Source organism: Acidaminobacter sp. QWL-03, from assembly GCF_058683855.1.
Genome location: NZ_CM178752.1, coordinates 1,458,171 through 1,482,756, shown reverse-complemented (window position 1 = coordinate 1,482,756; position 24,586 = coordinate 1,458,171). Strand labels below are relative to the sequence as shown.

Genomic DNA, 24,586 nt, shown 5'->3' with positions numbered 1-24,586 from the left:
ATTGGGGAAACTATATAGAGGCATGGCGGCTGATCAGGCCGTGAGATTTTTTGTAACAGATACGACGGATCTTGTGGAAGAGGCGAGAAGGCTGCACCAGCTGTCGCCGGTGGCGGCTGCTGCACTGGGAAGAGTGCTGACTGCGGCATCGCTGATGGGCATAATGCTGAAAAATGACTCGGACAAATTGACTTTCCAGGTAAAGGGGAATGGACCGCTTGGCGTATTGCTCGCGGTCTCTGACGCGACGGGGAATGTCAAAGGATACGCAGGGCATCCGACTGTTGAGCTCCCGCCTAAAGAAAATGGCAAGCTGGATGTGGGCTCGGCTGTAGGGTCCGAAGGTGAGATGATCGTGATCAAGGATTACGGTCTGAAAGAACCTTTTATTGGTCGGGTTAACCTTGTTTCCGGTGAAATTGCAGAAGATCTCGCAGCCTATTTCATGTATTCCGAACAGCAGCCTTCCATAGTCTCTCTGGGGGTTTTTGTTGGCGCGGATGGTTCTGTTGAGCGCGCGGGCGGCATGGTGATTCAGCCTATGCCATTTGCAGATGATGCGGTCATCGACCAGCTTGAGGATTTAGCGGCTCACATGCCGACCATGACGGAGCTTCTGGCGGGGTCAGAGAATATGGAATCACTGATTGAGATCGCCTTGGCGGGTTTTGATACTGAGATCACGGCAGTGACTGAGACTATGTATCGCTGCGACTGCAGCCGAGAGAAATTTGAACGGGGCATCATGGTGCTTGGCACAGCTGAGATTTCGCAAATGATTGAAGAAGACGGCAAGGCGGATGTCCACTGCCATTTCTGCAATAAGAATTATCATTTTGGTCATGCTGATTTGGTGAAAATTCTAGAAATGGTGGAAAATTAATCCAACTTCCAGATGAAGTGGCCAGTGGTCGATTTACGCCATTTCACACCTCCCGAGCAAAAATTTCGAGAAAAACAATTTAACGTCTTGACAATATTAAGGTGCATGCGCTAATATGATTCTTGGCAATACGTTGTAAGCGGAAGTGGCTCAGAGGTAGAGCATCGCCTTGCCAAGGCGAGGGTCGCGAGTTCGAATCTCGTCTTCCGCTCCAAATTAGTTCATGGATGCACCAGCTCGCGAGGGCTGGTGCTTTTGTTTATAATTTAATAAGTTTGGAAGTGGGGGTCAATAGGCTTAAAGCCGCTGACACCCGCTTCCGAAATCCAAAAGATGGAGGTGACACTGTGAAAAGCTTTGGAATTGTCGAACCTCACGTGAATTACAGTTACCGCCCGGGCGCTTATGGGTTATTGACCAGAGAAGGGCAAGTGGGTGTGGTGAAGGCACCCCTCGGGTATTTTTTGATTGGCGGCGGCATTGAGCCGGGAGAGACGGATGAAGCCTGTCTGATCCGGGAAGGCCTTGAAGAAGCGGGCTGCATGCTCTCGGTAGGCGAGTTTCTCGAAACTGTGGACGAATATGTGATTGTCAAAGGTACAGAGATGGCTTATCATAAGCGCATCACAGCCTACAGAACGGAAATTGTGTCCTGTGGCCATGCGCAGCTGGAAACGGATCACCAGCTGATCTGGATGGACAAAGCCGAAGCAATAGAGGTCATGTATTTGAAAGGTCAGGCTTATTTAATTGAAACTTATGTTTAGAGCATCAGGAGGCAGTTTATCATGATTTTGAAATTGGCCATAATGGCGCTGATTGGCGCGTTGATTGGGTGGGCTACGAACTGGCTTGCCATCAAACTCTTGTTCAGACCCTATGAACCCTATAAGATCCCGCTTCTTCCTGTAACCTTCCAGGGACTGATGCCAAAGCGGCGCCACGAAATAGCCCGCAACGTAGGTCAAACAGTAGAACGGGAACTGGTCACCGTTGAGGAAATTGTAGATAAAATGATCGAAGATCTGGATAAAGAAGAAATCGTCCGGATGGTGAAGATCAGAGTGACACAGATTGCGGAACAAAAAATGCCGTCCATTATTCCAAGCGCTTTCAGAGGCATGATCTTTAAATATATTGAAGAAGCCATTGATGAGAACGCTGACGCAGCCATCACCGAAATCAGCGAACAGGTGGTACACCGCGCTGCTGAAAAAGTCAGTATTGGGACGCTGGTCGAAGATAAGATCAACGACTTTGACTTTAGAAAGATCGAAGGTATAATCTTTGAAGTCGCCAGCAAAGAGCTCCGTCATATCGAATGGCTTGGCGGTGTAATAGGCTTTGTCATTGGTCTCCTCCAAGGGAGCCTGGTTCTCTTTGTCTTGTAGACAACTTTGTCTTGACATCACTTCTCAACAGGCGTAACATTAGATAAGAAAATTAGGTTGCGATGAGGAAGACGAGTACCTTTCAGGACCCCTTCAGAGAGTGGATGCCTTGGCTGTGAGCATCTCGCGGGCAGGACTGTCAGGGAACACTAACTTCCGAGCACCGTCTTATTAGGTCATTTGCAGAACCGAAAAGATGGCGTATGCCGCGTTAAGGCAGATCGAGCTGGCCCCCTCAATGAAACGTCGGGGCAACTTGGGTGGAACCGCGAGTAACTCTCGTCCCATGACAGATGTTTGTTTTCAATCATCTTTCCATGCGACCGGAGTTTTTTTGTTGACAAAAATTTGAAACTTCGCGACTAAAAGTAAATTACTTGGGAGTTGGGGATTGAATACCATCGGCTAAAATGATTTTACGAATTTATTTGAAATCTTGAAGGAGGCAACAAAAATGGCAAAAGTAAAATTGACGCTAAAGGACGGCTCGGTCCGTGAAGTTGAACAAGGCACGTCGCTGTTTGAAGTCGCGAAGGAAATCAGCGGCCGCCTGGCTAAGGAAGGCTTGGTGGGCACAGTCAACGGCAAGGTAGTTGACATGTTTTACAAGCTTGAGGAAGACGCGGAAATTGAGATCTTGAAATTTGAGGAAGAGGACGGCGAAGACGCATTTCGTCATACGTCTTCCCACATTCTGGCACAGGCGGTTCAGAGATTGTTCCCAGGAACTCAGCTCGCTATAGGACCTGCCATTGACAACGGATTCTACTATGATTTCGATTCTGAGCACGTTTTTACAGAAGAGGATTTTGCGCTGATCGAAGAGGAAATGAAGAAAATTGTCAAGGAAGCCTATGAGATTGAGCGTTTTGAGCTTCCGAGGGATGAAGCGGTCAAGTACATGGAAGAAAAGGGTGAGCCTTATAAAGTGGAGCTGATCCGCGACCTTCCTGAAGACGAAATCATCTCTTTCTACAAACAAGGCGAGTTTGTGGATCTGTGTGCCGGTCCTCACGTTCCTGCGACGGACAGGGTTAAGGCCATCAAGGTTTTGAGTGTTGCAGGCGCTTACTGGCGCGGGGATTCCAGCCGCAAGATGCTGCAGCGCGTGTATGGGACGTCCTTCCCTAAAGCCAGCCAGCTCGAAGAGTACATCACTCGCCTTGAAGAGGCGAAGAAACGCGACCACCGCAAACTCGGAAAAGAACTCAAACTGTTCGCACTCCTTGAGGAGGGACCTGGGTTCCCGTTCATTCTGCCAAAGGGTATGGTCGTCAAGAATGAGCTGATGAAATATTGGAGAGACGTGCATGACCGCGCCGGCTATGTAGAAATTGAGACTCCAATTATGCTGAACCACCATCTCTGGGAGACGTCGGGACACTGGTACCATTACCGCGACAACATGTACACGCTGACGATCGATGAAGAAGATTTCGCAGTTAAGCCTATGAACTGCCCGGGCAGCATGCTCGTTTACAAAACGGAAATGCGCTCTTACAAGGATTTCCCTCTCCGTGTCGGCGAGGTAGGCCGCGTTCACAGGCATGAGCTTTCCGGAGCGCTGCATGGCTTGATGCGCGTCAGAGCGTTCACTCAAGACGACGCACACATTTATATGCTGCCGGAGCAAATCAAGGATGAAATCAAGAATGTCGCACATCTCGTTGACGAGGTGTATACGCAGTTTGGCTTCAAATATCACGTCGAGCTGTCCACGCGTCCGGAGAACTCAATGGGCTCTGACGAAGAGTGGGAGTACGCTGAAACAGCCCTTAAGGCAGCCCTTGAAGAAGCGGGCATGAAGTACAAGCTCAATCCGGGAGACGGCGCTTTTTACGGCCCTAAAATTGACTTCCATCTCGAGGACTGCATAGGCAGAACGTGGCAGTGCGGCACGATCCAGCTGGACATGCAGATGCCGCAGCGTTTTGATCTGACTTATATTGGAAGAGACGGAGAGCGTCACAGACCGGTGATGATCCACCGCGTCGTCTACGGTTCTATTGAACGCTTTATGGGTATTTTGATCGAGCACTTCGCGGGCAAGTTCCCTACATGGCTCTCTCCGGTTCATGTCAAAATTCTCCCGGTTGCGTCCCGTCACGCGGAATACGGGGAATCCATCATGAAGGCTCTGAAGGCGAAAGGCCTCAGAGTAGAGCTGGATGACCGCAGCGAGAAAGTCGGCTACAAGATCCGCGAAGCACAGCTTGAAAAAGTCCCTTATATGCTGGTCGTCGGAGATAAAGAGGTTGAAGATGGAAATCTTTCTGTCCGTTCCAGAGACCGCGGCGAACTTGGCGTTTTCAGTGTCACTGATTTCGCTGACTTGGTGGCGGCTGAGGTCTCGGAAAGAAAATTCTTTTAATCGTGCTTGACACGTCCCTATAGGACGTGATATGATACGACTGTTGTTAATCAAGAAGAAGCTCGCTTCTCACCCGGCTGCATTGGCACGCCCGGGTTCATAAAAGACACACAGTTGAAGTTTGGGCTCAAGTTGGGTCTGGATAATTCTTGTCTTTTAAGCGGGTTTCTTACTTGGAAACCCGCTTTATTTTTTCAGGAGGTGCGAGGAACATTAACAAAAAGACTGAGATCAATGAAGCCATACGTGACCGCGAGCTCCGAGTTATCGGTGAGGATGGGGAACAGTTCGGCATAATGTCTGCCAAGGAAGCCTTGGAACTGGCAGCCGAGAAAAAGCTCGATCTGGTCAAGATTGCGCCGCAAGCTGTACCGCCGGTCTGCAGAATCATGGACTATGGCAAACACAAGTACGAAATGTCAAAACGCGACAAAGAAGCACGCAAAAAGCAAAAGACGGTAGAAATTAAAGAGGTTAGACTTGGCCTCAACATCGAGGAACACGACCTCGAAACAAAAGCCAAGAACGCTGCCAAGTTCCTTCAAAAGGGCGACAAGGTCAAGGTATCACTCAGATTCCGCGGCCGTGAAATGGGACATGCACACCTTGGCGAAGCCGTCATCAAACACTTTGCTGAAATGATTGCTGACAGCGGAGATATCGAGAAGAAGCCGTCCCTTGAGGGACGTACTCTCGTAGCGATATTTACACCTAAAAAATAATTTGTTGATTTGAAGGGAGGAAACGAGCATGCCAAAGATGAAGACACACAGAGGCTTGGCAAAGCGCGTTAAAGTAACTGGTAGCGGTGGACTTAAGCGGTCCCATTCACACACGAGCCATATCCTGACTAAGAAGACGCCTAAAAGAAAGCGTAATCTCAGAAAAGCTACAATGGTTTCCAGCAGCGACATGAAGCGTATCAAAACGCTGTTGCCTTATTCTTAAGATCAGGAGGATTTAAATCATGGCAAGAGTTAAAAAGGCGTTAAACGCCAAGAAAAAACATAAAAAAGTTCTCAAACTGACCAAGGGCTTCTACGGCCAAAAGAGCAAAGTCTTCAGAGCGGCTAACCCTGCAATGATGCGCTCCCTTCGTTCTTCTTATGTTGGAAGAAAAAACCGCAAGAGAGATTTCAGAAAGCTTTGGATCGCTCGTATCAATGCAGCGACTCGCCTCAGCGGCATGAGCTACAGCAGATTCATGAACGGTCTTAAAGTTGCCAACATTCAGATCAACCGCAAAATGCTTTCTGAAATGGCAATCCATGATCCAGCTGGCTTCGCTAAGCTGGTTGAGACTGCGAAAGCAAGCCTCGCGAAGTAATTTAAAAGCTGACTGCGGCAGCAGCGGCTATATAGTTATGGAAAACCACTGTGAGAGCAGTGGTTTTCTTGTTTATATTTAAATGAATTGTGCTATAATGCTTTTAGTTTGATACTTTAGAGGTGAGCGCATGAAAACATGGCTAGGATTTTTGAAGCGCATCCAAAAGGATAGATTGATTGATTTGAACCCAGCTCAGATTCTAGCACTGGGATTTGGAAGCGTGATTTTGTTTGGCGCCATTTTGCTCGATCTGCCCATTTCGTCTAAATCAAATGAAAGCGTGGGTTTTATTAATGCCCTGTTTACAGCGACGTCGGCTGTGTGCGTCACCGGTCTCGTCGTTGTAGATACCGGTACTTATTGGACATTGTTTGGACAGTTGGTTATTTTGACTCTGATTCAAATTGGCGGACTTGGTTTTATGACCATGGCGACAATGTTCGCCCTCATAGTCGGCAAAAAAATCTCATTAAAGAGCAGGCTGGTCATGCAGGAAGCACTCAGTCACCAGAATATTTCCGGTGTCGTTCGCATTACCAGAAATGTATTGATCATGACGTTCTCGATTGAAGCGCTTGGCGCATTAATACTTTCCACAAAATTTGTTCCTGAGTATGGTTTAAGTCACGGGATATTGCTTTCAGTGTTTCACGCGGTATCAGCCTTTTGCAATGCCGGATTTGATATCATGGGCAACTACGCCAGTCTGACCGCATATGTCGGGGATCCGACCGTAAACTTTACTATCATGGGGCTTATTATCACGGGGGGATTGGGCTTTACAGTTCTTTCTGACCTTGTACTTAACAGGAAGTTCAAGATACTGCATTTGAACACTAAACTGGCAGTGACAGTTACGATAGGACTGATCACCGTTGGGACTGTATTTTTCTTTTTGGTTGAGTATAATAACCCTGATACACTTGGAAATCTGAGTATGTTGGAAAAATGGATGGCGGCCATGTTTGCGGCCGTGACGCCAAGAACAGCGGGTTTTAATACACTGCCTTTGGATAAGCTGACCATGAGTTCACTTTTAATGACGGTAGTGTTAATGTTTATTGGCGGATGTCCCGCATCTACGGCCGGCGGAATTAAGACGACAACATTTGGTCTGATTCTATTCAATATTGGGTCAGTGATCAGCGGCTATGAAGAGACCGTTATGTTCAAACGACGTATTTCACAAGTTCTAATCAGCCGGGCACTTGCGCTTATGTCCCTGGCGTTGGCGCTGGTGATCATTGTCACAATGGTCCTGTCGTTTTACGAACGAGAATTTACATTTATGGCACTTATTTTTGAAACTGTATCCGCTTTTGGTACAGTGGGACTTACCACCGGAATTACACCCATGCTGAGTGATGTCAGCAAAGTGGTACTTTCTGTAACCATGTTCTTCGGACGACTGGGTCCTATGACATTGGTCATGGCTTTGGCCAGACGCCAATCCATGAACCGGGCGCTTGTGCGTTACCCAGAGAGTAAAGTCAACGTTGGTTGATTGAGGAGGCCTTCACCTTGAAAAAACAATTTGTCGTCATTGGCTGCGGCCGTTTCGGGAGCAGTGTCGCCATGAAGCTTACCGAGCTCGGTGAAGAAGTCATGGTGGTGGACAAGAACGAGGAGATTATACAGACCATTTCTGAATCAGTCACTTACGCGGTTCAGGCCGATGCCACGGATGAGCAGACCATTCGATCCCTGGGGATTCGGAATTTTGACGTCGCGGTGGTCACGATTGGCTCTGATATTCAGTCCTCCATTCTGATCACGCTCATGTGCAAGGAGCTGGGGGTCAAATACGTGATCTCAAAAGCTCAGAACGAGCTGCACGGTAAGGTGTTGTACAAGACCGGCGCAGATCGCGTGGTCTTTCCGGAGCGGGAAATGGGCATCAAAATAGCGAAAAATCTGGTATCTGACAATATTTTGGACTATATTGAGCTGGCGCCGGATTACAGTATTGTTGAAATTGTGGCGCTGGACCATTGGATTGGTAAGAACCTGAGACAGCTGAACCTGCGCGCCAGATACGGCATCAACGTTATGGCGATCAAGCAGGGCTTTGACATCAAAGTCGCTGTGGGTCCGGACGAAGTGGTCCGCGAAGGGGATGTCCTGGTCGTCATAGGGCATAATGACGATTTGAACCGGATCGACAAGTCATAACCTGTCCTGATGCCCAGTTTTCGCAAGGCTTTTGCCGATGGTTTTCTGGCGCCAACCCTGACCTGAAGGGAGTACTCATCAATGAAGCACATAGCCTCTTCACAAAATGATATCTACAAAGGATATAAAAATTTACTTTCTAAAAAGCACCGTATCCAGCAAGGATTGTTTCTGATTGAAGGTGTCCGTTTAGTGCGACATGTCATGGCACGGGGATGGCCGCTCCGCGATTTGATCCTGGACCAGAGAGAAGCAGACCGCGTTGAGTTTATTCATCTCGCGCAGCACGCTGAAAGCCAGGGCATAAACGTGACCATTCTCGAAGGCGAATTGTTTGAAGTCTTATCTGAAACCGTCCATTCACAGGGCTGTCTTGGTGTCGCTGAAATGCCGGAGCTTGCGCCCCGGCCGCTGGAAGGCAGTCTCTTTCTGGCATTGGATCAAATCCGTGATCCCGGTAATCTTGGGACTATACTCAGGACCTCTGACGCAGCCGGCGTGGAGGGGGTTCTGCTTTCCAAGGGCTGTGTCGAGCCTTTCAATGAAAAAGTCGTGCGCTCGACAATGGGATCTCTCTTTGACGTGCCATTGGTTCAGTGTTCAGATTTCGCAGGAACGCTGGCTGAATTTCGCTCGAATGGCTTTGAAATCGCAGTGGCGGTTCTCGAGGATTCAGAGGATTACGCCCTTTACGACTGGACAAAGTCTACCGTTTTGGTGATTGGAAACGAAGCAGAGGGGATCTCTGAGGAAATTCAAGCTTTGGCGACTCAGCGCCTTAGGATTCCAATCCGCGGGGGCGCAGAGAGCCTCAACGCGGCGATTGCTGCAGGGGTAATCCTATTCGAAGCCACACGCCAACGACGACTGTGAAACGACTGAAAAGCGGCGCCCTGCGTTGTCATGGGGAAAAGTATCTCTTGCAACCTGGCGTTTCATTATGCTATAGTATTTACAATTGAAATGAAGGTATGAGGTAAGTGTCGGCGGTTTTTTGGCTGATCTATGCGTATTTCATGCCGGCAATGACGGAGAGAGTAGTCTATAGTTCAGATCTTCAGCGAAAAAGGAATGGTGGGAGCCTTTTGATTTGATGTGGATGAAGTTCACTCCTGAGCTTTTTCGGTGAAACTATTCAGTAGCTGGAAACGTCCTGTCCGCGTTAAGGACTGTCAATGAGTGGCAAAGCGATTATGTCGCCGCGTCAATTGGGTGGTACCACGGAGTAAAATCTTCGTCCCTTTGGGATGGGGATTTTTTTATTTGTCCAAAAACACCCAGAGACTTATAACATCAAGTGATGGCTGGTGGGTTGCGGGTGAGATGACCATCGGCAAAAAACCGCACTGGCATGAAAGTGAAAACTGAGAGGAGATGTACAAATGAAAGACAATGTTCAGAGCATGTTGACGCAGGCCCTGTCCGAGATTAATGGCGCCGCGGATTTGGCGGCGATTGAAGCCCTCCGCGTCAAGTACCTCGGGAAAAAGGGCGAGGTGACGACACTGCTGAGATCCATGGGCTCGGTGGCGCCTGAAGACCGGCCGGAGATGGGCCGCATCATCAACGAGGCCAGAGAAGCTATTGAAGCAGCCCTTGAAGAGGCAAAAGCGGTCAAATCCGCCAGCGCCCTGGGCGACAAACTGATCCAGGAACAGATCGACGTGACCTTACCGGGTGTGGCGAAAAAACGCGGGCATTTGCATCCACTGACGGTGGTTTTGAACGAGATTCAGGACATCTTTATAGGTATGGGCTTCAGCGTCGCTGAGGGGCCGGAGGTAGACACTGTATACAATAACTTTGACGCGCTGAATTCGCCGCCGGATCACCCGTCCAGGAGCCTGTCTGATACGTTCTATATCACGGAGGAGATTCTCCTCAGAACCCAGACGTCCCCGGTTCAGGTCAGGACTATGAAGGCAAGTAGTCCGCCCATCAAAGTCATTTCACCGGGCCGCTGCTTCCGCTTCGACGAGCTGGACGCGACGCATTCCCCAATGTTCCACCAGATTGAGGGCTTAGTGGTGGATGAGAACATTACCATGGCTGATCTGAAGGGCACTTTGGACGTCTTTGCAAAACGTTTGTTTGGCGAACACACCAAGACGAAGTTCCGACCGCACTACTTCCCGTTCACAGAGCCGAGCGCCGAAGTGGACGTCACTTGCTTCAAATGCGGCGGCAAGGGCTGCCGTGTCTGCAAGGGCAGCGGCTGGATCGAAATCCTTGGCTGCGGTATGGTGCATCCAAACGTCCTTGAGGAGTGCGGCATAGACTCTGAAAAATACACAGGTTTTGCCTTTGGCATGGGTCTTGACCGAGTGACCATGCTGAGACTTGAAATCGACGACATCCGTCTGATGTTTGAAAATGACATGCGTTTCATTGAACAGTTTTAGGAGGGCGAGAAGATAATGCTGGTACCTATAGCGTGGTTAAAAGATTATGTGGAGATCGACGATCTCTCATTGAACTACTTTGAAGACCGTATGGTCATGTCCGGTTCCAAGACTGAAGCGATTTCTGAAGTCTGCCAGGGCATCAAAAATATTGTGGTTGGTAAAATTACCGAAGTGAAGCGCCACCCTGAAGCGGACAAGCTTTGGGTTATGCAGGTGGACCTTGGCGAGCGCGTGACGCAGATCGTCACAGGCGCGGACAACTGCTTTGAGGGCGCTTATATTCCTGTAGCGGTCCACAATTCGTGGATCTGCGGCGGCGTCAAGATCAAGAAGAGTAAGCTGAGAGGCATTGACTCGGATGGCATGCTCTGCTCCTTGGAAGAACTTGGATTTGCAGATAACGTCATCCCAAAGAAATTTGCCGATGGCATCTATATCCTCGACGGACCACTCCCGCTTGGCGCGCCTCTTCAGGAAGCGGTGCCGGAGTTTGCGGATCAGGTCGTTGAATTTGAAATCACGCCTAACCGCCCGGACTGTCTCAGCATGCTGGGGATCGCCCGTGAAGCGTCTGCGACCTTTGAGCGTCCTAAGCGTAAAATTGCACGCATTGACGTTCCTGAGACAGGAGACATCCATGAGGTCGCGTCTGTGGAGATCCTCGACGCAGACCTTTGCCCGCGTTATGCGGCCAAAGTGGTTCGAAATGTCCGTATTGCGCCATCCCCTATGTGGCTGCAGCTCAGACTGATGAAGGCGGGCGTGCGCCCAATCAACAATATTGTCGACATCACGAACTATGTGATGCTGGAGTACGGCCAGCCTATCCACGCCTTTGACTTCGACACCTTGGGCGGCGGAAAGATCATCGTCCGCAGAGCCCATGAAGGTGAGAAGATCGTGACGCTGGACAGCGTTGAAAGAACGTTGGACCACGAGACACTGGTCATAGCGGACGCGACGCATCCGGTTGGCCTCGCGGGCATCATGGGCGGCGAAAATACGGAGATCACGGATCATACCAAAAATATTCTGATCGAGGTCGCCTCCTTTGATAAGACGAATATACGCCGCAGCTCAAAGGCGCTTGGACTGCGTACCGAGGCGTCGGCGCGCTTTGAAAAAGGCGTGGCACACTGCCATGTCCTGCCGGTGGTCGACCGGGTGGTTCAATTGATCCATCAGCTGGATGCTGGGGATGTCGTCGGCGGCGTCATTGACGTCTATCCAAAGCCTCTCGAAGAAAAAGAGATTGTGGCGCGTCCTGCGCGGATCAACGCGATCATCGGCACAAAGCTCTCTGAAGAGGCTATTAAAGGGTATCTGGAGCGCCTTGAGATCGTGTGTGCGCTGGAGAACGGCCTGCTGCGCTGCCAGGTGCCTGCGCACCGTCTGGACCTTGAAAAGGAAATTGATCTGATTGAGGAAGTCGCCAGAATGTATGGTTATGATGTGGTCGATACGACGCTGCCTCACGACGCTTCAACGGGCGGACTGAATTATAACCAAACTCTTGTGGCGGCTGCGCGGGCTCAGCTCACTGCAGACGGCTACAATGAAACATCGACGTATTCCTTCGTCAGCCCATCCCAGCCAGACTGGCTGAATCTCCCTGAAGACGCACCTGAGCGGCTGCAGATCAGGCTGATCAATCCGCTGGGTGAAGAGTACAGTGTCATGAGAACGACGCTGGCGGCGAACCAGCTTGAGGTATTGGCGAGGAACTTTAACCGTCGTCTGCCTGCGGTGCGGTCTTTTGAGATTGGGTACCGCTTCATTGCGGAGTCTCTGCCGCTCCAGGAGCTGCCAGAAGAGCGCCAGACCCTGGTCATGGGGGCTTTTGGACAGACGGAATCCTTCTTCACAATGAAGGGCAGCGTCGAGAATCTTCTGGATCTGTATGGCATTCAGGACATCGAGTGGCGTCCTATGACGACCCATACAAGTTATCACCCGGGACGCTGCGCTCAGGTCTTCCACGGCGACTGCTGCCTCGGCACAGTGGGTGAAGTGCACCCTAAGGTCGTCGAAGCCTTTGGCTTTGAAGGCAAGGCTTATCTGGCGGAGCTCGAGCTGGCCTGGATGATTGAAAAAGCGAACCTCGACCGCAAATATAATCCGCTGCCTAAGTTCCCGGCTATGTCCAGAGACCTGGCTGTTCTCGTCCGGGATGAGGTGACCAACGCGGAGATGCTGGAGATTCTGAAGCAAAACGGCGGAAAGATCCTTGAGAGCGTTGCGCTGTTTGACGTCTATAAAGGCAAGCAGATTGAAGCGGGCCACAAGTCCATGGCCTATGCCCTGGTGTACAGAGCAGGGGACAGAACTTTGACAGACGCTGAGGTCAGCAAGGTCTTTGAGACGCAGCTGGCGGCACTTTCCACAGCGGTCGGTGCGAAACTGAGATAATTATAATTTTTTATACTTTCTTGTATGAGGTTGAAGGGAATTTGAATTGGGTATCGAATAGATAATTCGAATGACTCTGTGTTGGGTTGGTGTGGGCTGAGCGCTCACCGACCCCTCCGGAGTCGACCTATTCGTTTCTCCGGTGCTTAGGCAGCCAAGATTGAAGTGTATTGAAATCCTTTACCAGTCGGTAGGACGAGCAGGGACTCAAACTTTCAAGCACCGGAGTTATAACGCACAGCAGGAAAGGGGTCGGATGAAATGCCGGACAAAAATAAAGTCGTCGTCCGCATCATGGGACACGAATATACCTTGGTCAGTGAAGATACCAGGGAATATATGCAGCGTGTGGCCAATGTCGTCGACGACAAAATGAAGGAAATCGCTTCTGCCAACAAGAAACTCAGTACTTCCATGATTGCAGTACTGACGGCCCTTAATGTCACAGATGAGTATCTCAAGATTGCGACGCGAAACGAAGAGCTTGAAAAGCGCATTCAGGACCCTACAATCAATCAGCAGGAAGTTCAGGACAAAATTGACGCCCTGCATAGGAATTATGAGCTCAAAAGTCTTGAGTATGAACGGCTGGCTACGGATTTTGACAAGCTTTCACAGAGTGCCAGAGAACATGACAAGACTATTGTGGCATTAAAGCTGAAAATTGAAGAACAAAGCCGTACGATCAGCGAGCGGGAGAGCAAAGTCATTGTTCTGGAATCCGAGAAAGCAGAGCTTTCTGAACAGTTGGCGCTGAAGGAACGGGAACTCGTCGATTTTCTCGACAGTTTTCAGGAAGGCTGATACAATGAAGTGGCGGGACTAGTTCCGCCACTTTTTTATGGGAGGAAAATGGTGTCAGACACCACCTTCCATTTTGGAAGGCGGTGTCTGACACCATTTTCCGCATCTGACGCCAATTTAGTATAACACCACTTGAAAGAAGGGGACCATCATGTCCAAATTTGAATTACTCGCTCCCGCCGGGAGCAGAGCTTCCTTTGAAGCCGCTCTGAAAGCCGGCGCTGATGCCATATATCTGGGCGGAGACGCCTTTGGCGCACGTCAAAGCGCCGCGAACTTTGACGACGCGTCTCTGTCAGAAGCGGTTCGGGACGCGCATCTGCTGGGCGTCCGTGTTTACCTGACCGTCAATACTCTGGTCTATGACCATGAAAGAAATGCCCTGGAGGCGTTTCTGGACAGAATGGCGGCCATAGGCATGGATGCCTGGATTGTACAGGACTTTGGGGTGCTGGAATGGGCCAGAAGCCGTTATCCTCAAATGGAAATTCACGCCTCCACACAAATGGCGGCACAAAACGTTGAAGACGTAAAAGCACTCACCGCGCTGGGGGTCAAACGCGTTGTCCTGCCTCGGGAAATGCGCCTTGAGGAAGTGCGGACTATAGTTGATCAGACGGGCGCGGAGCTGGAGCTCTTCGTCCATGGTGCGCTCTGTGTGAGCGTGTCGGGCCAGTGCTACATGAGCAGCATGATTGGCGGTCGCAGCGGCAACCGTGGACAGTGTGCGCAGTCCTGTCGACAAGCCTATGACTTGATCGATCTTGAGACGGAGGAGAGCGTTGGCGGCAACACCGGCATTTATAGGCTCAGTCCAAAGGACCTGAATACACTTGATCACATAGGCGACATAATGGATGCCGGCGTGACCTCGCTGAAAATAGAGGGCCGCATGAAGGGGCCGGAGTTCGTCTATCAGACTGTCAAGGCCTACAGAACAGCCATAGACCGTCATTTGAAGGGTGTAGCCTATAGCGCACAGGAGTTGGAAGAGACGGACAGAAGTCTCGAGAAGATTTTCAACCGGGGCTTTACCAAGGGCTGGGTGCTTGGGGAGCGCGGTGACAGCTACTTGAGCGCTGAAATTCCGGGTAACCAAGGGCTTCCAGTGGCGAGCGTGAATCGCTTCGACGCCCGGGCAGAAGAGGTTGAAGTCGAGCTCCTTGAGGACCTCGTTGTTGGCGACGAGCTCCAGATTCGAAGGGGCAAGGAAAGCAGCGGCTGCCGCGTGGAATACATCCTCCATAAAGGGCAGAGAGTCAAAACTGCCGCAAAAGGGCTACAGGTCAGAATCAATTACAAAGCAGCCTGTCACAAAGGTGACGTCCTCAGACGAACCTATGACAAGAAAGAAATGGATCGTCTGCAGGCGGAAATTCATGAGCGCGCCAGGAAAGTCCCGGTTAAGGCAGCTGCGGTCCTAAAGACAGGGCTGCCGCTGGAGGTATGCCTGACGGATGCCCAGGGGCATCAAGGCTGCGCAGTCTCCGAAATGCCGGCTGAAGCCGCCATCAAGAAGCCTCTGGATCGGGAGCGGCTGCTTGAGCAGCTCTCCAAGCTGGGAACCACGGCTTATGAAGCCATAGAGTTTGACTTGTCGCTGGACGAGCTTTCCACTTTGCCTATCAAAGTCATCAATGAAACCAGGCGGCTGGCGGCGGAGCGATTGGACGCGGCGCGCACGCAGTCCATGGTTGTACAGGTTGAGAAGTCGCCTTTGGCAGAATATGGCACACTCGAAGAAATCGCTGAAGTGCCCGCGACGTCTGCAGCACTTGCGGCGACGTCGACATTGACATTGACATTAAAATCGACGGCGACAGAATTGGCAAATGAGGAAGGGGTTTTGCGTGGTTCTGAGATTGGTTCTGAGACTGCTGCCGAACCCGTCACCGACGAACCCGGCTCGGGTGAAGCTGAGGTCAAGAGGCGAGAAATCGCAATAACCCTTTGTGCCTCGGTACCCGACCTGGGCAGACTTCATTTGGCTCTGGAGGCTGGTTTAAAAGAAGTATACTTCAGAGGACCGCTCAGCGATCTGGAGCAGGCTCAAAGCTTGGCGCAGCGCTACCAGGCGAGTCTCTCGTGGCAGTGGTCCAGGCCAAATACCAGCCGCATGGTTGAAAAAAATGCTCAGATTCTCAGTCGATTGAAACCCGAGCGCATAGTTGTCAATTCGCCAGGTTTGATTGGCTGGGCAAAGCAGTTTGCGGCACATGTGACGGCGGATTACGGCCTTAATGTGCTCAATGCAGGCTCAGAGCGCATAGTCAGAGGACTGGGCGCTGAAGTGGTCACCTTGTCTCCGGAACTGACGGGGGAGGGGATAGAGACCATCGGCAAAAATGCCTTGGGTGCCTTGGAAATCATAGGGTTTGGGCATCTGCCGGTCATGTTGACGCCCCACTGTCCTATCCGCACGGGGCTTGGGGGACCGGCTCAGGGCTGTGCGCTTTGCAGCGGGAAAGCTTATGGTCTGCGCGACAAGACGGGGGCGATTTTTCCTGTAGTCAAGACGGGGCCGTGCTGGACAGAGGTCTTGAACAGCCGCGTGCTGGATTTGTCGGATCAGCTGGAGAGGCTCAGCGCTGCGGGGGTCACCCGTTACAGGCTGCATTTTACCATTGAGTCACCGGACGAGATCATGGACCTCGTACTGGCCCATAAGGAGCGGATCGCGGGCAAACGGACGCCAATTCGCACCGAGTTTCCAAGAACCCACGGGCACTTTTTCAGAGGGGTTTATTAGGTCAGCGCAGAGCAGTGCATTTTATAAATGAGTATGCAAAGGAAATTTGAATTGTTTAGAATAGTATTCAGGAGGGTTGCACCATGAATCCCAGATCTATACGTGTCCTTGAGCTGCCCAAAATCATAGCCATGCTGGCAGAGCTCGTTTCCTGCGGGTTGACCCGGGAAAAAGTGCTCGAGCTCGAACCCAGCGGTGATTATAGCGAAGTCCGCGACCGGTTGAATGAGACAGATGAAGCGAGCGCGCTGATCATGCGCCATTCCAGTCCGCCATTTGGTCCGGTTCACGATTTGAGGGCCCATGCGAAAATTTCAACCATAGGGTCGTTTTTGTCACCTGGACAGCTGATGGAGGTTTCGGATACCCTGAGAACGGCCAGAAATGTGAAGCAGTTTATTGCGAAAAATGCCGGTGAAGGCAGTGAAATGCCTATTCTCAAGGGCTTGGCCGATGGTCTTGTGCCCGTCAAACCTCTCGAAGATACCATCAATAACGCGATCCTGGGTGAAAATCTGGTGTCGGACAATGCCAGCCACGAGCTGCGAAAGATTCGAAGAGAGATCGAGAACAAGCACCAGGCAATCCGAAACAAGCTGGATTCCATCATTAGAGATACTTCAAACCAAAAATACCTGCAGGATGCGTTGGTGACCATCCGCCAGGACCGTTTTGTGGTACCGGTTAAAAATGAGTACAAACACATGATCAAAGGTCTGGTCCACGACCAGTCCGGCAGCGGGTCGACGCTATATATTGAGCCATTTGCGGTTGTTGAGCTCAATAACAGCTTGAAAGAACTCAGGCTGAAGGAGCAGGAGGAGATCATCAGAATCCTTACGGAGATCACGGCTGAGGTGTCTGAGGTTGCAGACACGCTGCTCTCGAATCAGGAAACGCTGGTGCAGCTCGACTTTATTCTGGCCAAGGGAAAGCTGGCCCACAAGATGAAGGCGACCTCACCGGAACTGAACCGCGAAGGTAAAATCCGTTTGAAAAATGGGCGCCACCCGTTGATTGATCCTAAAGTGGTCGTGCCGACGAATTTCTGGATCGGGGAGAATTTCAAGACGCTGCTGATTACAGGACCGAATACCGGCGGTAAAACGGTGACGCTGAAAACCGTAGGTCTGCTGACGCTGATGACCCAGTGCGGCCTCCACATTCCAGCGGATTACGGCTCGAAAATTGCGGTTTTCGACCAGGTCTTCGCAGATATTGGGGACGAGCAGTCCATAGAGCAGAGCCTTTCCACCTTCTCGTCCCATATGACGAATATTGTGGATATTCTCAATCATGTGGATGCCAATTCACTGGTGCTCTTCGACGAGCTGGGCGCCGGCACGGATCCGACAGAGGGTGCGGCACTGGCCAAGGCGATTCTGACTAAACTGTTCGCCTGGAAAGTCACCACGGTGGCGACGACCCACTACAGTGAGCTGAAAGAGTTCGCGTTGGTGACCCCTGGGGTGGAAAATGCCAGTGTGGAATTTGATGTTGAGACATTAAGTCCGACCTATAAGCTGCTGATTGGCGTACCAGGCAAGTCCAATGCCTTTGAAATTTCCCGGAAGCTGGGCCTCAGCAAAGAAATTATTGATAGTGCGAAAACCTGGATAGAGACCAATGCCATAGCCTTCGAGGATGTGCTGGCGAAGATTGAGTACAACCGAAAGACCTCTGAAGCTGAGCGGGATGAGGCGGTTCGCATGAGGATCGAAGCGGAAAAACTGCGAAAGACCCTCGAGGAGAAGGACGAAAAAATTGCTGAGCAACGGGCCAGGTTGATCCGAGAGGCGAAGGAAGAAGCGCGCAAGCTTTTAAGAGAAGCCAAGGAAGAAGCCGATGCGCTCGCAAAGGAACTCCGCGACATCTCCGGCGGTCTATCCAAAGAACACCTCAGAAGGGTAGAAGAGCTCAGACGCAAGCTGAAGTCCAACATGGATGATCTGCAAACGCCGCTGCTCGAGGATCTTTATGAGGTGGAGCCGCCTAAAGATCTAAAGCTCGGGGATCTCGTCCAGCTGGTCCATCTGAATCAGCGTGGCAATGTCGTGACCTTGCCGGATGCAAATGGGGACCTGATGGTGCAGGTTGGGATCATGAAAATCAGTGTCAATGTCAGCAATCTGAAAAAGATCGAAGAAAAGGTGACCCCGGCTAAGCGTCAGTCAAAAGGCGGTGGCCGCGGATTTGAAACCAAGAGCTTGAATGCCAGGACTGAAATTGATCTTAGGGGTCTTAACGTTGAGGAAGCTATGGCGGAGCTTGATAAGTATCTGGATGATGCCTGCCTGGCCAATCTAAAGTCGGTCAGGATTATTCACGGCATTGGTACGGGTGCACTCAAGGCCGGGCTCAAACCCTATTTCAGGAATCATCCCCATGTCAAGACGGCGCGGGATGGTGCATATGGAGAAGGCGGCATTGGGGTGACGGTTCTGGAGCTGAAGTAGGCGTGATTTAGTTGGATTTTACGGGGGGTGAGATTTGGTGGAGCATAAGCTCGATTTTGAGTTGCGGACACTGCCGGATGGGACGCGCATTGGTGTTTCAGCATGCCTTCTCGGTGTCCGCTGTAAATACGACGGGACCAGCAATTATACGGCAGAGGCGGTCAGAGGGCTAGCTGAGAGATACACGCTGATCCCTGTTTGCCCGGAACAGCTGGGCGGACTGACGACGCCGCGGCCGCCAGCTGAGATTTTGAATGGCAGGGTCATCACTAAAGATGGCCTGGATGTGACAGAAAGCTTCCAGCGCGGCGCCGAGGAAACCCTCGAGATTTTCAAAGTGTTGAAACTCGAGGCAGCGATCCTGAAAGAAGGCAGCCCTTCCTGCGGCAGCAGCCTGATCTATGATGGCACGTTTACGGGCGTCAAGATTCCAGGAATGGGACTCACAGTGCGGGTATTGAGAGATCAGGGCGTAGCTGTGATTTCAGAGAAGGCGCTGGTTTAAAGGGCATGGAAAAAACCTCCACAAGGTGAGTGTGACTCACCCTGCGGAGGTTTTTAGAATTGTAGTGAATTGTGTGAAGCTCTGGCACTTTTTTTGAACCCGTCCGCGTCCCCAAATTGAGTCAGTTGCTGTTGAGGTTCAATTCCTGAATAAGCTTTTCTATCTCCGCAATGAGGGAAGGAAAGCGCTCATCCTCAGGGAAGCGCTCTTCACCGGTTTTCAGGGCTTCGAGAGCGGTTGTAATCTGCCCGTCTACTGCGGAAAAATAACCTTTTTTGAAAAAGTACTCGGCAGAAGTCCTATACGCTGTCAGACCAAAAGTCAATGAAGCCGCGACCATCAAGACGAGAGCAAGCCGGGCGCCCCAGTTTTTCCAGGTATACTTCACCTGGTAGCGGTAACCCACAGACCACGCGGCCAGGAAGCCGCCCAGGAGACCCGCCAGATGGGCCGTATTGTCAATCATGGGATTCACAAAGCCATAAACCACGTTGATGCCTAGCAGCACGAAAATATCATTTCCAAAGATTCTTCTGTAAACATCCTTATTCAGCGTGAATAGATACAGGTTTGCCCCAATCAAACCAAAGATGGCGCCGGAGGCACCAACGGAAACGTTGTCATTGAGGAGAAAACTGCCTACAGTCCCGGTGATGCCGGCAGCAAAGTATATGATCAGAAAACGGGTTTTGCCAAAAATCATTTCCGTATCCCGGCCGAACAGGTGAAGGGCATAGCTGTTGAAGCCGAGGTGCAGGAGGTTGGCATGGAGAAACATGGGTGTGATCAGGCGATAAAGTTCCAGATCCGCAATCCGGTAGTTGATCTTCGCGCCAAAGCGAATCAGCGTCAGCGTCGATAAACTTGAATCAAAATACATCATTACTAAAAAGACAGCCACATTTATGAAAATCAGAATATGACTCAGAAACAGGGGTTTCTTGGTTTGCTCTAAAATCATGGCGGACACCTCACAGTATCTCCATGATAACAAAGAGACACAGCGTGATCAAGGGCATCCCTTGATTCTCATGAGCGGCTGTGGTAAACTGATTAACAAATGCAGTGAACTAACAAAAGTTAAAGTGTCTGTGAAGGGGAAAGTAGCAGGTTAAGTCTTTTTCAGCGAGTCATCGAGGGTGGGAGGATGACATGGGCTAATCCGCGAAATCGCGCCCCGGAGACGCGCGTCAGGCTGTTTAATGCTGAGCGCGCTGGTGAGTCCGCCATTACAGGATCTGAGAGGACATCCCAAACACCTGGGACGTCAATTAGAGTGGTAACGCGGTTGATTCGTCTCTATCCCAGGATAGAGGCGTTTTTGATTTTTCAGCAAAAAAAAGCACCAACCAGCACCAACCAGCACCAACCAGCACCAACCAGCACCAACCAGCACCAACCAGCACCAACCAGCACCAACCAGCACCAACCAGCACCAACCAGCACCAACCAGCACCAACCAGCACCAACCAGTCAAGGACAATGGGCAGCAGAAGGAAAACGACAGAAAAAGGTTGAAAGACCATAAAATATGGAATCTACATGGAGGGAATCACGTGAAGGACTACAGAAAAATCATTGCATCACATCTGGCACCACATCTTGAAATCGCCACAGAGGAAGAGATCATGGCGCTCATTGAGCTGCCCAAATATACGGACATGGGCGATTTTGCGTTTCCGTGCTTCAGATATGCGAAAGCGCTGAAAAAGGCACCAAACCTGATCGCTGCTGAGCTGGCAGAAAAAATTTCAGGGGATCCGCTTTATGAAAAAGTTGAGGCAGCAAGCGCCTATGTCAACTTTACCATGGACAAAGCCCAGCTCGCTGAGGATGTATTGAAGGACGTTCTCGAGCTTGGAGATCTTTATGGCTCCTCTACAAAAGGCGAAGGCAAGACCGTCATTGTTGAGTTTTCGTCCACCAACATTGCCAAACCCTTCCATATGGGGCATATCCGCAGCACTATGATCGGAAATTCCCTTTATAGAATCCATAAGTTTTTGGGATACAATACCATCGGCATAAATCACCTGGGAGACTATGGCACGCAGTTCGGCAAGCTGATCGTCGCGTTCAAGCTCTGGGGCGACAAGGACACCATTGAAGCTGACCCAATCCCTGAGCTCCTGAAGATCTACGTGAAGTTCCATGACGAGGCGGAGAACAACCCGGCCCTGGAAGATGAAGCGAGAAGCTGGTTCAAGCGCCTGGAGGACAACGACCCTGAAGCCTATGCACTATGGGAGTGGTTCCGGGACATCAGCCTTAAGGAGTTCAGCCGTGTCTACGGCATGCTGGACGTCCACTTTGATTCCTACGCGGGCGAGAGCTTCTATTCAGACAAGATGCCAGCCGTTCTTGATGAAATGCGCCAAAAGGGCATCATGAAAGTGTCTGAGGGCGCTGAGATCGTCGATCTGGAGCCTTATGGCATGCCGCCGGCGCTCATCACCAAGAAAGACGGCTCCACGCTGTATCTGACACGCGACATCACGGCGGCTCTTTATAGAAAGAAGCATTATAACTTTGACAAGAATGTCTATGTCGTCGGTGCGCCTCAAAAGCTGCATTTCCAGCAGTGGATGAAGGTCGTCGAGCTGATGGGCTACGACTGGGTGAAGGATTGTATCCATGTTGAATTTGGCACCGTGGCTCTGGAAGAGGGTTCACTGTCGACACGCAAAGGCCGCGTGGTCTTCCTCGAAGAGGTCTTGAAGAAAGCCGTTGAAAAGACTAAGGAAATCATTGCGGACAAAAACCCTAATCTTGAGCACAAAGACGAGGTCGCGGCACAGGTTGGCATTGGGGCAGTCGTGTTCCAGGAACTTTCAAACAACCGGATCAAGGACTACACCTTCAGTCTCGACAAAACCCTTTCCTTCGACGGTGAGACCGGGCCATATGTTCAGTATACCCACGCCCGTGCCTGCAGTGTCCTGAGAAAAGCAGCACCCCAGCTTCTCGAGCAGCCAGTGGACTTCAGTAAATTGTCTGACGCGGCTACCAGCGAGGTCGTGAAACTGATCCGTCAGTTCCCTGAAATCGTCAGCGACGCTGCTGAGAAATATGAGCCATCCTTAATTACGCGCTATGTCGTCAATCTGGCGCAGGAGTTCAACCGGTTCTATCATGACAATCCTATCCTGTCTGAGGATGCGGTGCTGTCTACAGCGCGACTGGCGCTGGTCGACGCAACGCGTCAAACCATCAAAAATGCACTGTTCCTGATCAGCCTCAAAGCACCTGTCAAAATGTAGGCTTCCATCAGGAAGAACCAGTTTAACGTCCGAGCACAAGCCGGTCAAACTCGCCCTCTAAAGGGCGCGTTGACCGGCTTGTTTATGGTATAATAATGAATAGCTGACGAACTTAATCAAATGACATCAAGCTGGAACAAAAAATAGCGATATAATAATGTCACAATAGTCAAAGGACGAATGTTATGGAACTGCACGCACAATCCAGTCAATTTAAAATTTTCAAAGGGCTCGCCGGCGCCTATGTCGACCACTACGACACCGTCGCGTCCCTTTACAGCAAAAATTTCCGAGATCCTGAGAGCTTTCAGCGCCGGCTGAAAGAATTGGAGGACCAGCCTGTCAACAGAGAAGCGCTCTGCGAGGCACTGGAAGCCTACAATTGCAGCCTCGGCTGCTCAGAGAAGACCCTCGAGAATCTGGAAAGATTGAAGCAAAATGACACTGTCGTCGTTGTGACAGGGCAGCAGGCGGGTATTTTTACCGGCGCGCTCTACACCGTTTACAAGGCCATTACGACACTGAAGCTTGCAAAAAGCCTGGAGGCAGAAATTGGAAGACCTGTAGTGCCGGTCTTCTGGATTGCTTCTGAAGATCATGACTTTCATGAAATAAAAGCAGCCCACTATATAATCGGCGGAAGACTTAAAAAGGTGGAGATCGACAAGACAGACCGAAAGTCTCTCAAACGTGTCAATCTCAAGAAAATGTCCGTAGGCCATCTTGAAACCAACAGCAGCGTTAAGCACTCCATCGAACAAATCTTGTCTGATTTTGCCGGGAATGAATCCATAGATCACTTCGAATCACTTCTGTCGACAACTTTTATTGACAGGGATTCCCTCAGCAATTGGTTCGGCCGTATCATGAGCCGGCTCTTTCACGAATACGGCCTTGTCTTGCTGGATCCTATGATTCCTGAGCTCAGGGCGCTGGAGACCAATTTCTTTTTAACAGCCGTAGAGAAACAAGCCGCGGTCATAGACGCCTTAAAGCAGCAGACTGAGCGCGTTGAAAACAAAGGTTATCAGAAAGCAATTGAGTTTGACCCCCAGGGCCTCCAGCTTTTTATCTATGAGCATGAGGAACGTCTGGCGCTGCGCAGCGATCAGGAGGGTTACTACATTGAGCATGGCGGTCAGCAGATCAGATATTCCAAAGAGGCGCTTCTGGACCGTATAAAGGAGAGACCTCACGACTTCAGCACCAATGTGGTGCTCAGGCCTGTCGTCCAGGATGTCCTGCTGCCGACCCTGGCTTATGTTGCAGGACCGGGCGAACTGAACTACTACGCCCAGCTGGACAAAGTCTACCAGGTATTTGGAAGACAGGCGCCGGTTTTTTATCCAAGAGAAAACTTTACACTGGTGCAGAAAGAGGTCAAAGAGGTGCTGAACCACTATGACCTGTCTCCGGAAAATGTCCTGATGTGCGGCATCAGCGCCATCCGGGATCATCTTCTGGATCTTCGGGATGAGGTCAGAATCGACACCTTGTTTGATAACTATATTGAAAAGTTCGAGGATGAATACAGAATCCTCCTTCAAAAAGTTCTGGAAATCAGCCCTGACCTGGAGTCATTGTCCGAAAAGAATATCGGGCTTATCAAAGGGCAGATGAACTATCTTAAAGAAAAAGCCCACCGTTTTCACCGAAGAAACCACAGACAGGTCACCCGTGACCTGACCGCGGTTGAAGCCCAGCTCATGCCGGGCGGCCACCTTCAGGAACGGACCTTGTCCATCCTTCAGTACTACGCGGAGCGAGGCAATACCTTGATCGATTTCCTGCTCAACGAGGTCCCTCTCAACCCGGACCACCGGATTATCATGCTCGGCTGAAGCAGCCCAA

General features: G+C 50.7%; 20 protein-coding genes, 1 tRNA gene and 1 other annotated feature. Of the genes, 20 read left to right on the top strand and 1 reads right to left on the bottom strand.

Annotated features, from left to right (window positions below; all coding sequences use genetic code 11):
• Position 1 precedes the first annotated feature (1 nt).
• The 17 genes from hslO to AC4PHM_RS06700 all read left to right on the top strand — a co-directional run bounded on the left by hslO (position 2) and on the right by AC4PHM_RS06700 (position 19,475).
• Positions 2 to 883 (top strand): Hsp33 family molecular chaperone HslO, encoded by an 882-nt coding sequence (gene hslO, locus AC4PHM_RS06780; RefSeq protein ID WP_492020138.1) that lies wholly within the window; start codon positions 2 to 4, stop codon positions 881 to 883.
• 139 nt (positions 884 to 1,022) lie between these two features.
• Positions 1,023 to 1,097, top strand: a tRNA-Gly gene (locus AC4PHM_RS06775).
• 133 nt (positions 1,098 to 1,230) lie between these two features.
• The gene (locus AC4PHM_RS06770) at positions 1,231 to 1,650 is read left to right on the top strand and encodes an NUDIX domain-containing protein (protein WP_492020136.1); all 420 of its coding nucleotides are present in this window, start codon (positions 1,231 to 1,233) and stop codon (positions 1,648 to 1,650) included.
• A 21-nt stretch (positions 1,651 to 1,671) separates the two neighbouring features.
• Positions 1,672 to 2,274: a DUF445 domain-containing protein gene (locus tag AC4PHM_RS06765; RefSeq protein ID WP_492020135.1), complete on the top strand. Its 603-nt coding sequence runs from the start codon at positions 1,672 to 1,674 to the stop codon at positions 2,272 to 2,274.
• A gap of 454 nt (positions 2,275 to 2,728) precedes the next feature.
• Positions 2,729 to 4,645, top strand: a complete 1,917-nt coding sequence (thrS, locus tag AC4PHM_RS06760) for a threonine--tRNA ligase (protein ID WP_492020134.1) — start codon at positions 2,729 to 2,731, stop codon at positions 4,643 to 4,645.
• 173 nt (positions 4,646 to 4,818) lie between these two features.
• On the top strand, positions 4,819 to 5,367 hold the full coding sequence (gene infC / locus AC4PHM_RS06755; RefSeq protein ID WP_492020133.1) for a translation initiation factor IF-3: 549 nt from the start codon (positions 4,819 to 4,821) through the stop codon (positions 5,365 to 5,367).
• A gap of 28 nt (positions 5,368 to 5,395) precedes the next feature.
• The gene (gene rpmI, locus AC4PHM_RS06750) at positions 5,396 to 5,593 is read left to right on the top strand and encodes a 50S ribosomal protein L35 (protein ID WP_492020132.1); all 198 of its coding nucleotides are present in this window, start codon (positions 5,396 to 5,398) and stop codon (positions 5,591 to 5,593) included.
• 19 nt (positions 5,594 to 5,612) lie between these two features.
• Positions 5,613 to 5,972: a 50S ribosomal protein L20 gene (rplT, locus tag AC4PHM_RS06745; RefSeq protein ID WP_291403239.1), complete on the top strand. Its 360-nt coding sequence runs from the start codon at positions 5,613 to 5,615 to the stop codon at positions 5,970 to 5,972.
• Positions 5,973 to 6,102: 130 nt separating this feature from the next.
• Positions 6,103 to 7,479: a TrkH family potassium uptake protein gene (locus AC4PHM_RS06740; protein ID WP_492020130.1), complete on the top strand. Its 1,377-nt coding sequence runs from the start codon at positions 6,103 to 6,105 to the stop codon at positions 7,477 to 7,479.
• A 17-nt stretch (positions 7,480 to 7,496) separates the two neighbouring features.
• Positions 7,497 to 8,147, top strand: coding sequence for a potassium channel family protein (locus AC4PHM_RS06735; RefSeq protein WP_492020128.1), 651 nt, complete (start codon positions 7,497 to 7,499; stop codon positions 8,145 to 8,147).
• Between the two features lie 81 nt (positions 8,148 to 8,228).
• Positions 8,229 to 9,020, top strand: a complete 792-nt coding sequence (locus AC4PHM_RS06730; protein ID WP_492020127.1) for a TrmH family RNA methyltransferase — start codon at positions 8,229 to 8,231, stop codon at positions 9,018 to 9,020.
• A gap of 143 nt (positions 9,021 to 9,163) precedes the next feature.
• Positions 9,164 to 9,392 (top strand) — a binding site (T-box leader).
• A gap of 137 nt (positions 9,393 to 9,529) precedes the next feature.
• Positions 9,530 to 10,549 (top strand): phenylalanine--tRNA ligase subunit alpha, encoded by a 1,020-nt coding sequence (pheS, locus tag AC4PHM_RS06725; RefSeq protein ID WP_492020125.1) that lies wholly within the window; start codon positions 9,530 to 9,532, stop codon positions 10,547 to 10,549.
• Between the two features lie 15 nt (positions 10,550 to 10,564).
• The gene (gene pheT, locus AC4PHM_RS06720; RefSeq protein WP_492020124.1) at positions 10,565 to 12,961 is read left to right on the top strand and encodes a phenylalanine--tRNA ligase subunit beta; all 2,397 of its coding nucleotides are present in this window, start codon (positions 10,565 to 10,567) and stop codon (positions 12,959 to 12,961) included.
• Positions 12,962 to 13,222: 261 nt separating this feature from the next.
• On the top strand, positions 13,223 to 13,765 hold the full coding sequence (locus AC4PHM_RS06715; protein ID WP_492020123.1) for a cell division protein ZapA: 543 nt from the start codon (positions 13,223 to 13,225) through the stop codon (positions 13,763 to 13,765).
• A 151-nt stretch (positions 13,766 to 13,916) separates the two neighbouring features.
• The gene (locus AC4PHM_RS06710; protein WP_492020122.1) at positions 13,917 to 16,514 is read left to right on the top strand and encodes a U32 family peptidase; all 2,598 of its coding nucleotides are present in this window, start codon (positions 13,917 to 13,919) and stop codon (positions 16,512 to 16,514) included.
• Between the two features lie 83 nt (positions 16,515 to 16,597).
• The gene (locus AC4PHM_RS06705) at positions 16,598 to 18,970 is read left to right on the top strand and encodes an endonuclease MutS2 (protein WP_492020121.1); all 2,373 of its coding nucleotides are present in this window, start codon (positions 16,598 to 16,600) and stop codon (positions 18,968 to 18,970) included.
• 37 nt (positions 18,971 to 19,007) lie between these two features.
• Positions 19,008 to 19,475: a 2-thiouracil desulfurase family protein gene (locus AC4PHM_RS06700; RefSeq protein ID WP_492020120.1), complete on the top strand. Its 468-nt coding sequence runs from the start codon at positions 19,008 to 19,010 to the stop codon at positions 19,473 to 19,475.
• Between the two features lie 121 nt (positions 19,476 to 19,596).
• On the opposite strand, the gene AC4PHM_RS06695 is transcribed toward AC4PHM_RS06700, so the two are convergent.
• On the bottom strand, positions 19,597 to 20,436 hold the full coding sequence (locus tag AC4PHM_RS06695; protein WP_492020119.1) for a rhomboid family intramembrane serine protease: 840 nt from the start codon (positions 20,434 to 20,436) through the stop codon (positions 19,597 to 19,599).
• 327 nt (positions 20,437 to 20,763) lie between these two features.
• On the opposite strand from AC4PHM_RS06695, the gene AC4PHM_RS06690 reads away from it, so the two are divergent.
• From AC4PHM_RS06690 to bshC, 3 genes are all read left to right on the top strand, one after another.
• Complete coding sequence (locus AC4PHM_RS06690) at positions 20,764 to 21,003, top strand: hypothetical protein (RefSeq protein WP_492020118.1); 240 nt, start codon at positions 20,764 to 20,766, stop codon at positions 21,001 to 21,003.
• A gap of 28 nt (positions 21,004 to 21,031) precedes the next feature.
• Positions 21,032 to 22,735: an arginine--tRNA ligase gene (argS, locus tag AC4PHM_RS06685; protein WP_492020117.1), complete on the top strand. Its 1,704-nt coding sequence runs from the start codon at positions 21,032 to 21,034 to the stop codon at positions 22,733 to 22,735.
• Between the two features lie 185 nt (positions 22,736 to 22,920).
• Entirely contained in the window at positions 22,921 to 24,576 is a 1,656-nt protein-coding gene (gene bshC / locus AC4PHM_RS06680; protein WP_492020116.1) for a bacillithiol biosynthesis cysteine-adding enzyme BshC, read from the top strand.
• Positions 24,577 to 24,586 lie beyond the last annotated feature (10 nt).

Bases quoted from the DNA above. Each gene is read 5' to 3' on its own strand.
- AC4PHM_RS06765 (WP_492020135.1), top strand. From the start codon at position 1,672: ATGATTTTGAAATTGGCCATAATGGCGCTGATTGGCGCGTTGATTGGG.
- thrS (WP_492020134.1), top strand. From the start codon at position 2,729: ATGGCAAAAGTAAAATTGACGCTAAAGGACGGCTCGGTCCGTGAAGTT.
- rpmI (WP_492020132.1), top strand. From the start codon at position 5,396: ATGCCAAAGATGAAGACACACAGAGGCTTGGCAAAGCGCGTTAAAGTA.
- rplT (WP_291403239.1), top strand. From the start codon at position 5,613: ATGGCAAGAGTTAAAAAGGCGTTAAACGCCAAGAAAAAACATAAAAAA.
- AC4PHM_RS06740 (WP_492020130.1), top strand. From the start codon at position 6,103: ATGAAAACATGGCTAGGATTTTTGAAGCGCATCCAAAAGGATAGATTG.
- AC4PHM_RS06730 (WP_492020127.1), top strand. From the start codon at position 8,229: ATGAAGCACATAGCCTCTTCACAAAATGATATCTACAAAGGATATAAA.
- pheS (WP_492020125.1), top strand. From the start codon at position 9,530: ATGAAAGACAATGTTCAGAGCATGTTGACGCAGGCCCTGTCCGAGATT.
- pheT (WP_492020124.1), top strand. From the start codon at position 10,565: ATGCTGGTACCTATAGCGTGGTTAAAAGATTATGTGGAGATCGACGAT.
- AC4PHM_RS06715 (WP_492020123.1), top strand. From the start codon at position 13,223: ATGCCGGACAAAAATAAAGTCGTCGTCCGCATCATGGGACACGAATAT.
- AC4PHM_RS06710 (WP_492020122.1), top strand. From the start codon at position 13,917: ATGTCCAAATTTGAATTACTCGCTCCCGCCGGGAGCAGAGCTTCCTTT.
- AC4PHM_RS06705 (WP_492020121.1), top strand. From the start codon at position 16,598: ATGAATCCCAGATCTATACGTGTCCTTGAGCTGCCCAAAATCATAGCC.
- AC4PHM_RS06695 (WP_492020119.1), bottom strand. From the start codon at position 20,436: ATGATTTTAGAGCAAACCAAGAAACCCCTGTTTCTGAGTCATATTCTG.
- bshC (WP_492020116.1), top strand. From the start codon at position 22,921: ATGGAACTGCACGCACAATCCAGTCAATTTAAAATTTTCAAAGGGCTC.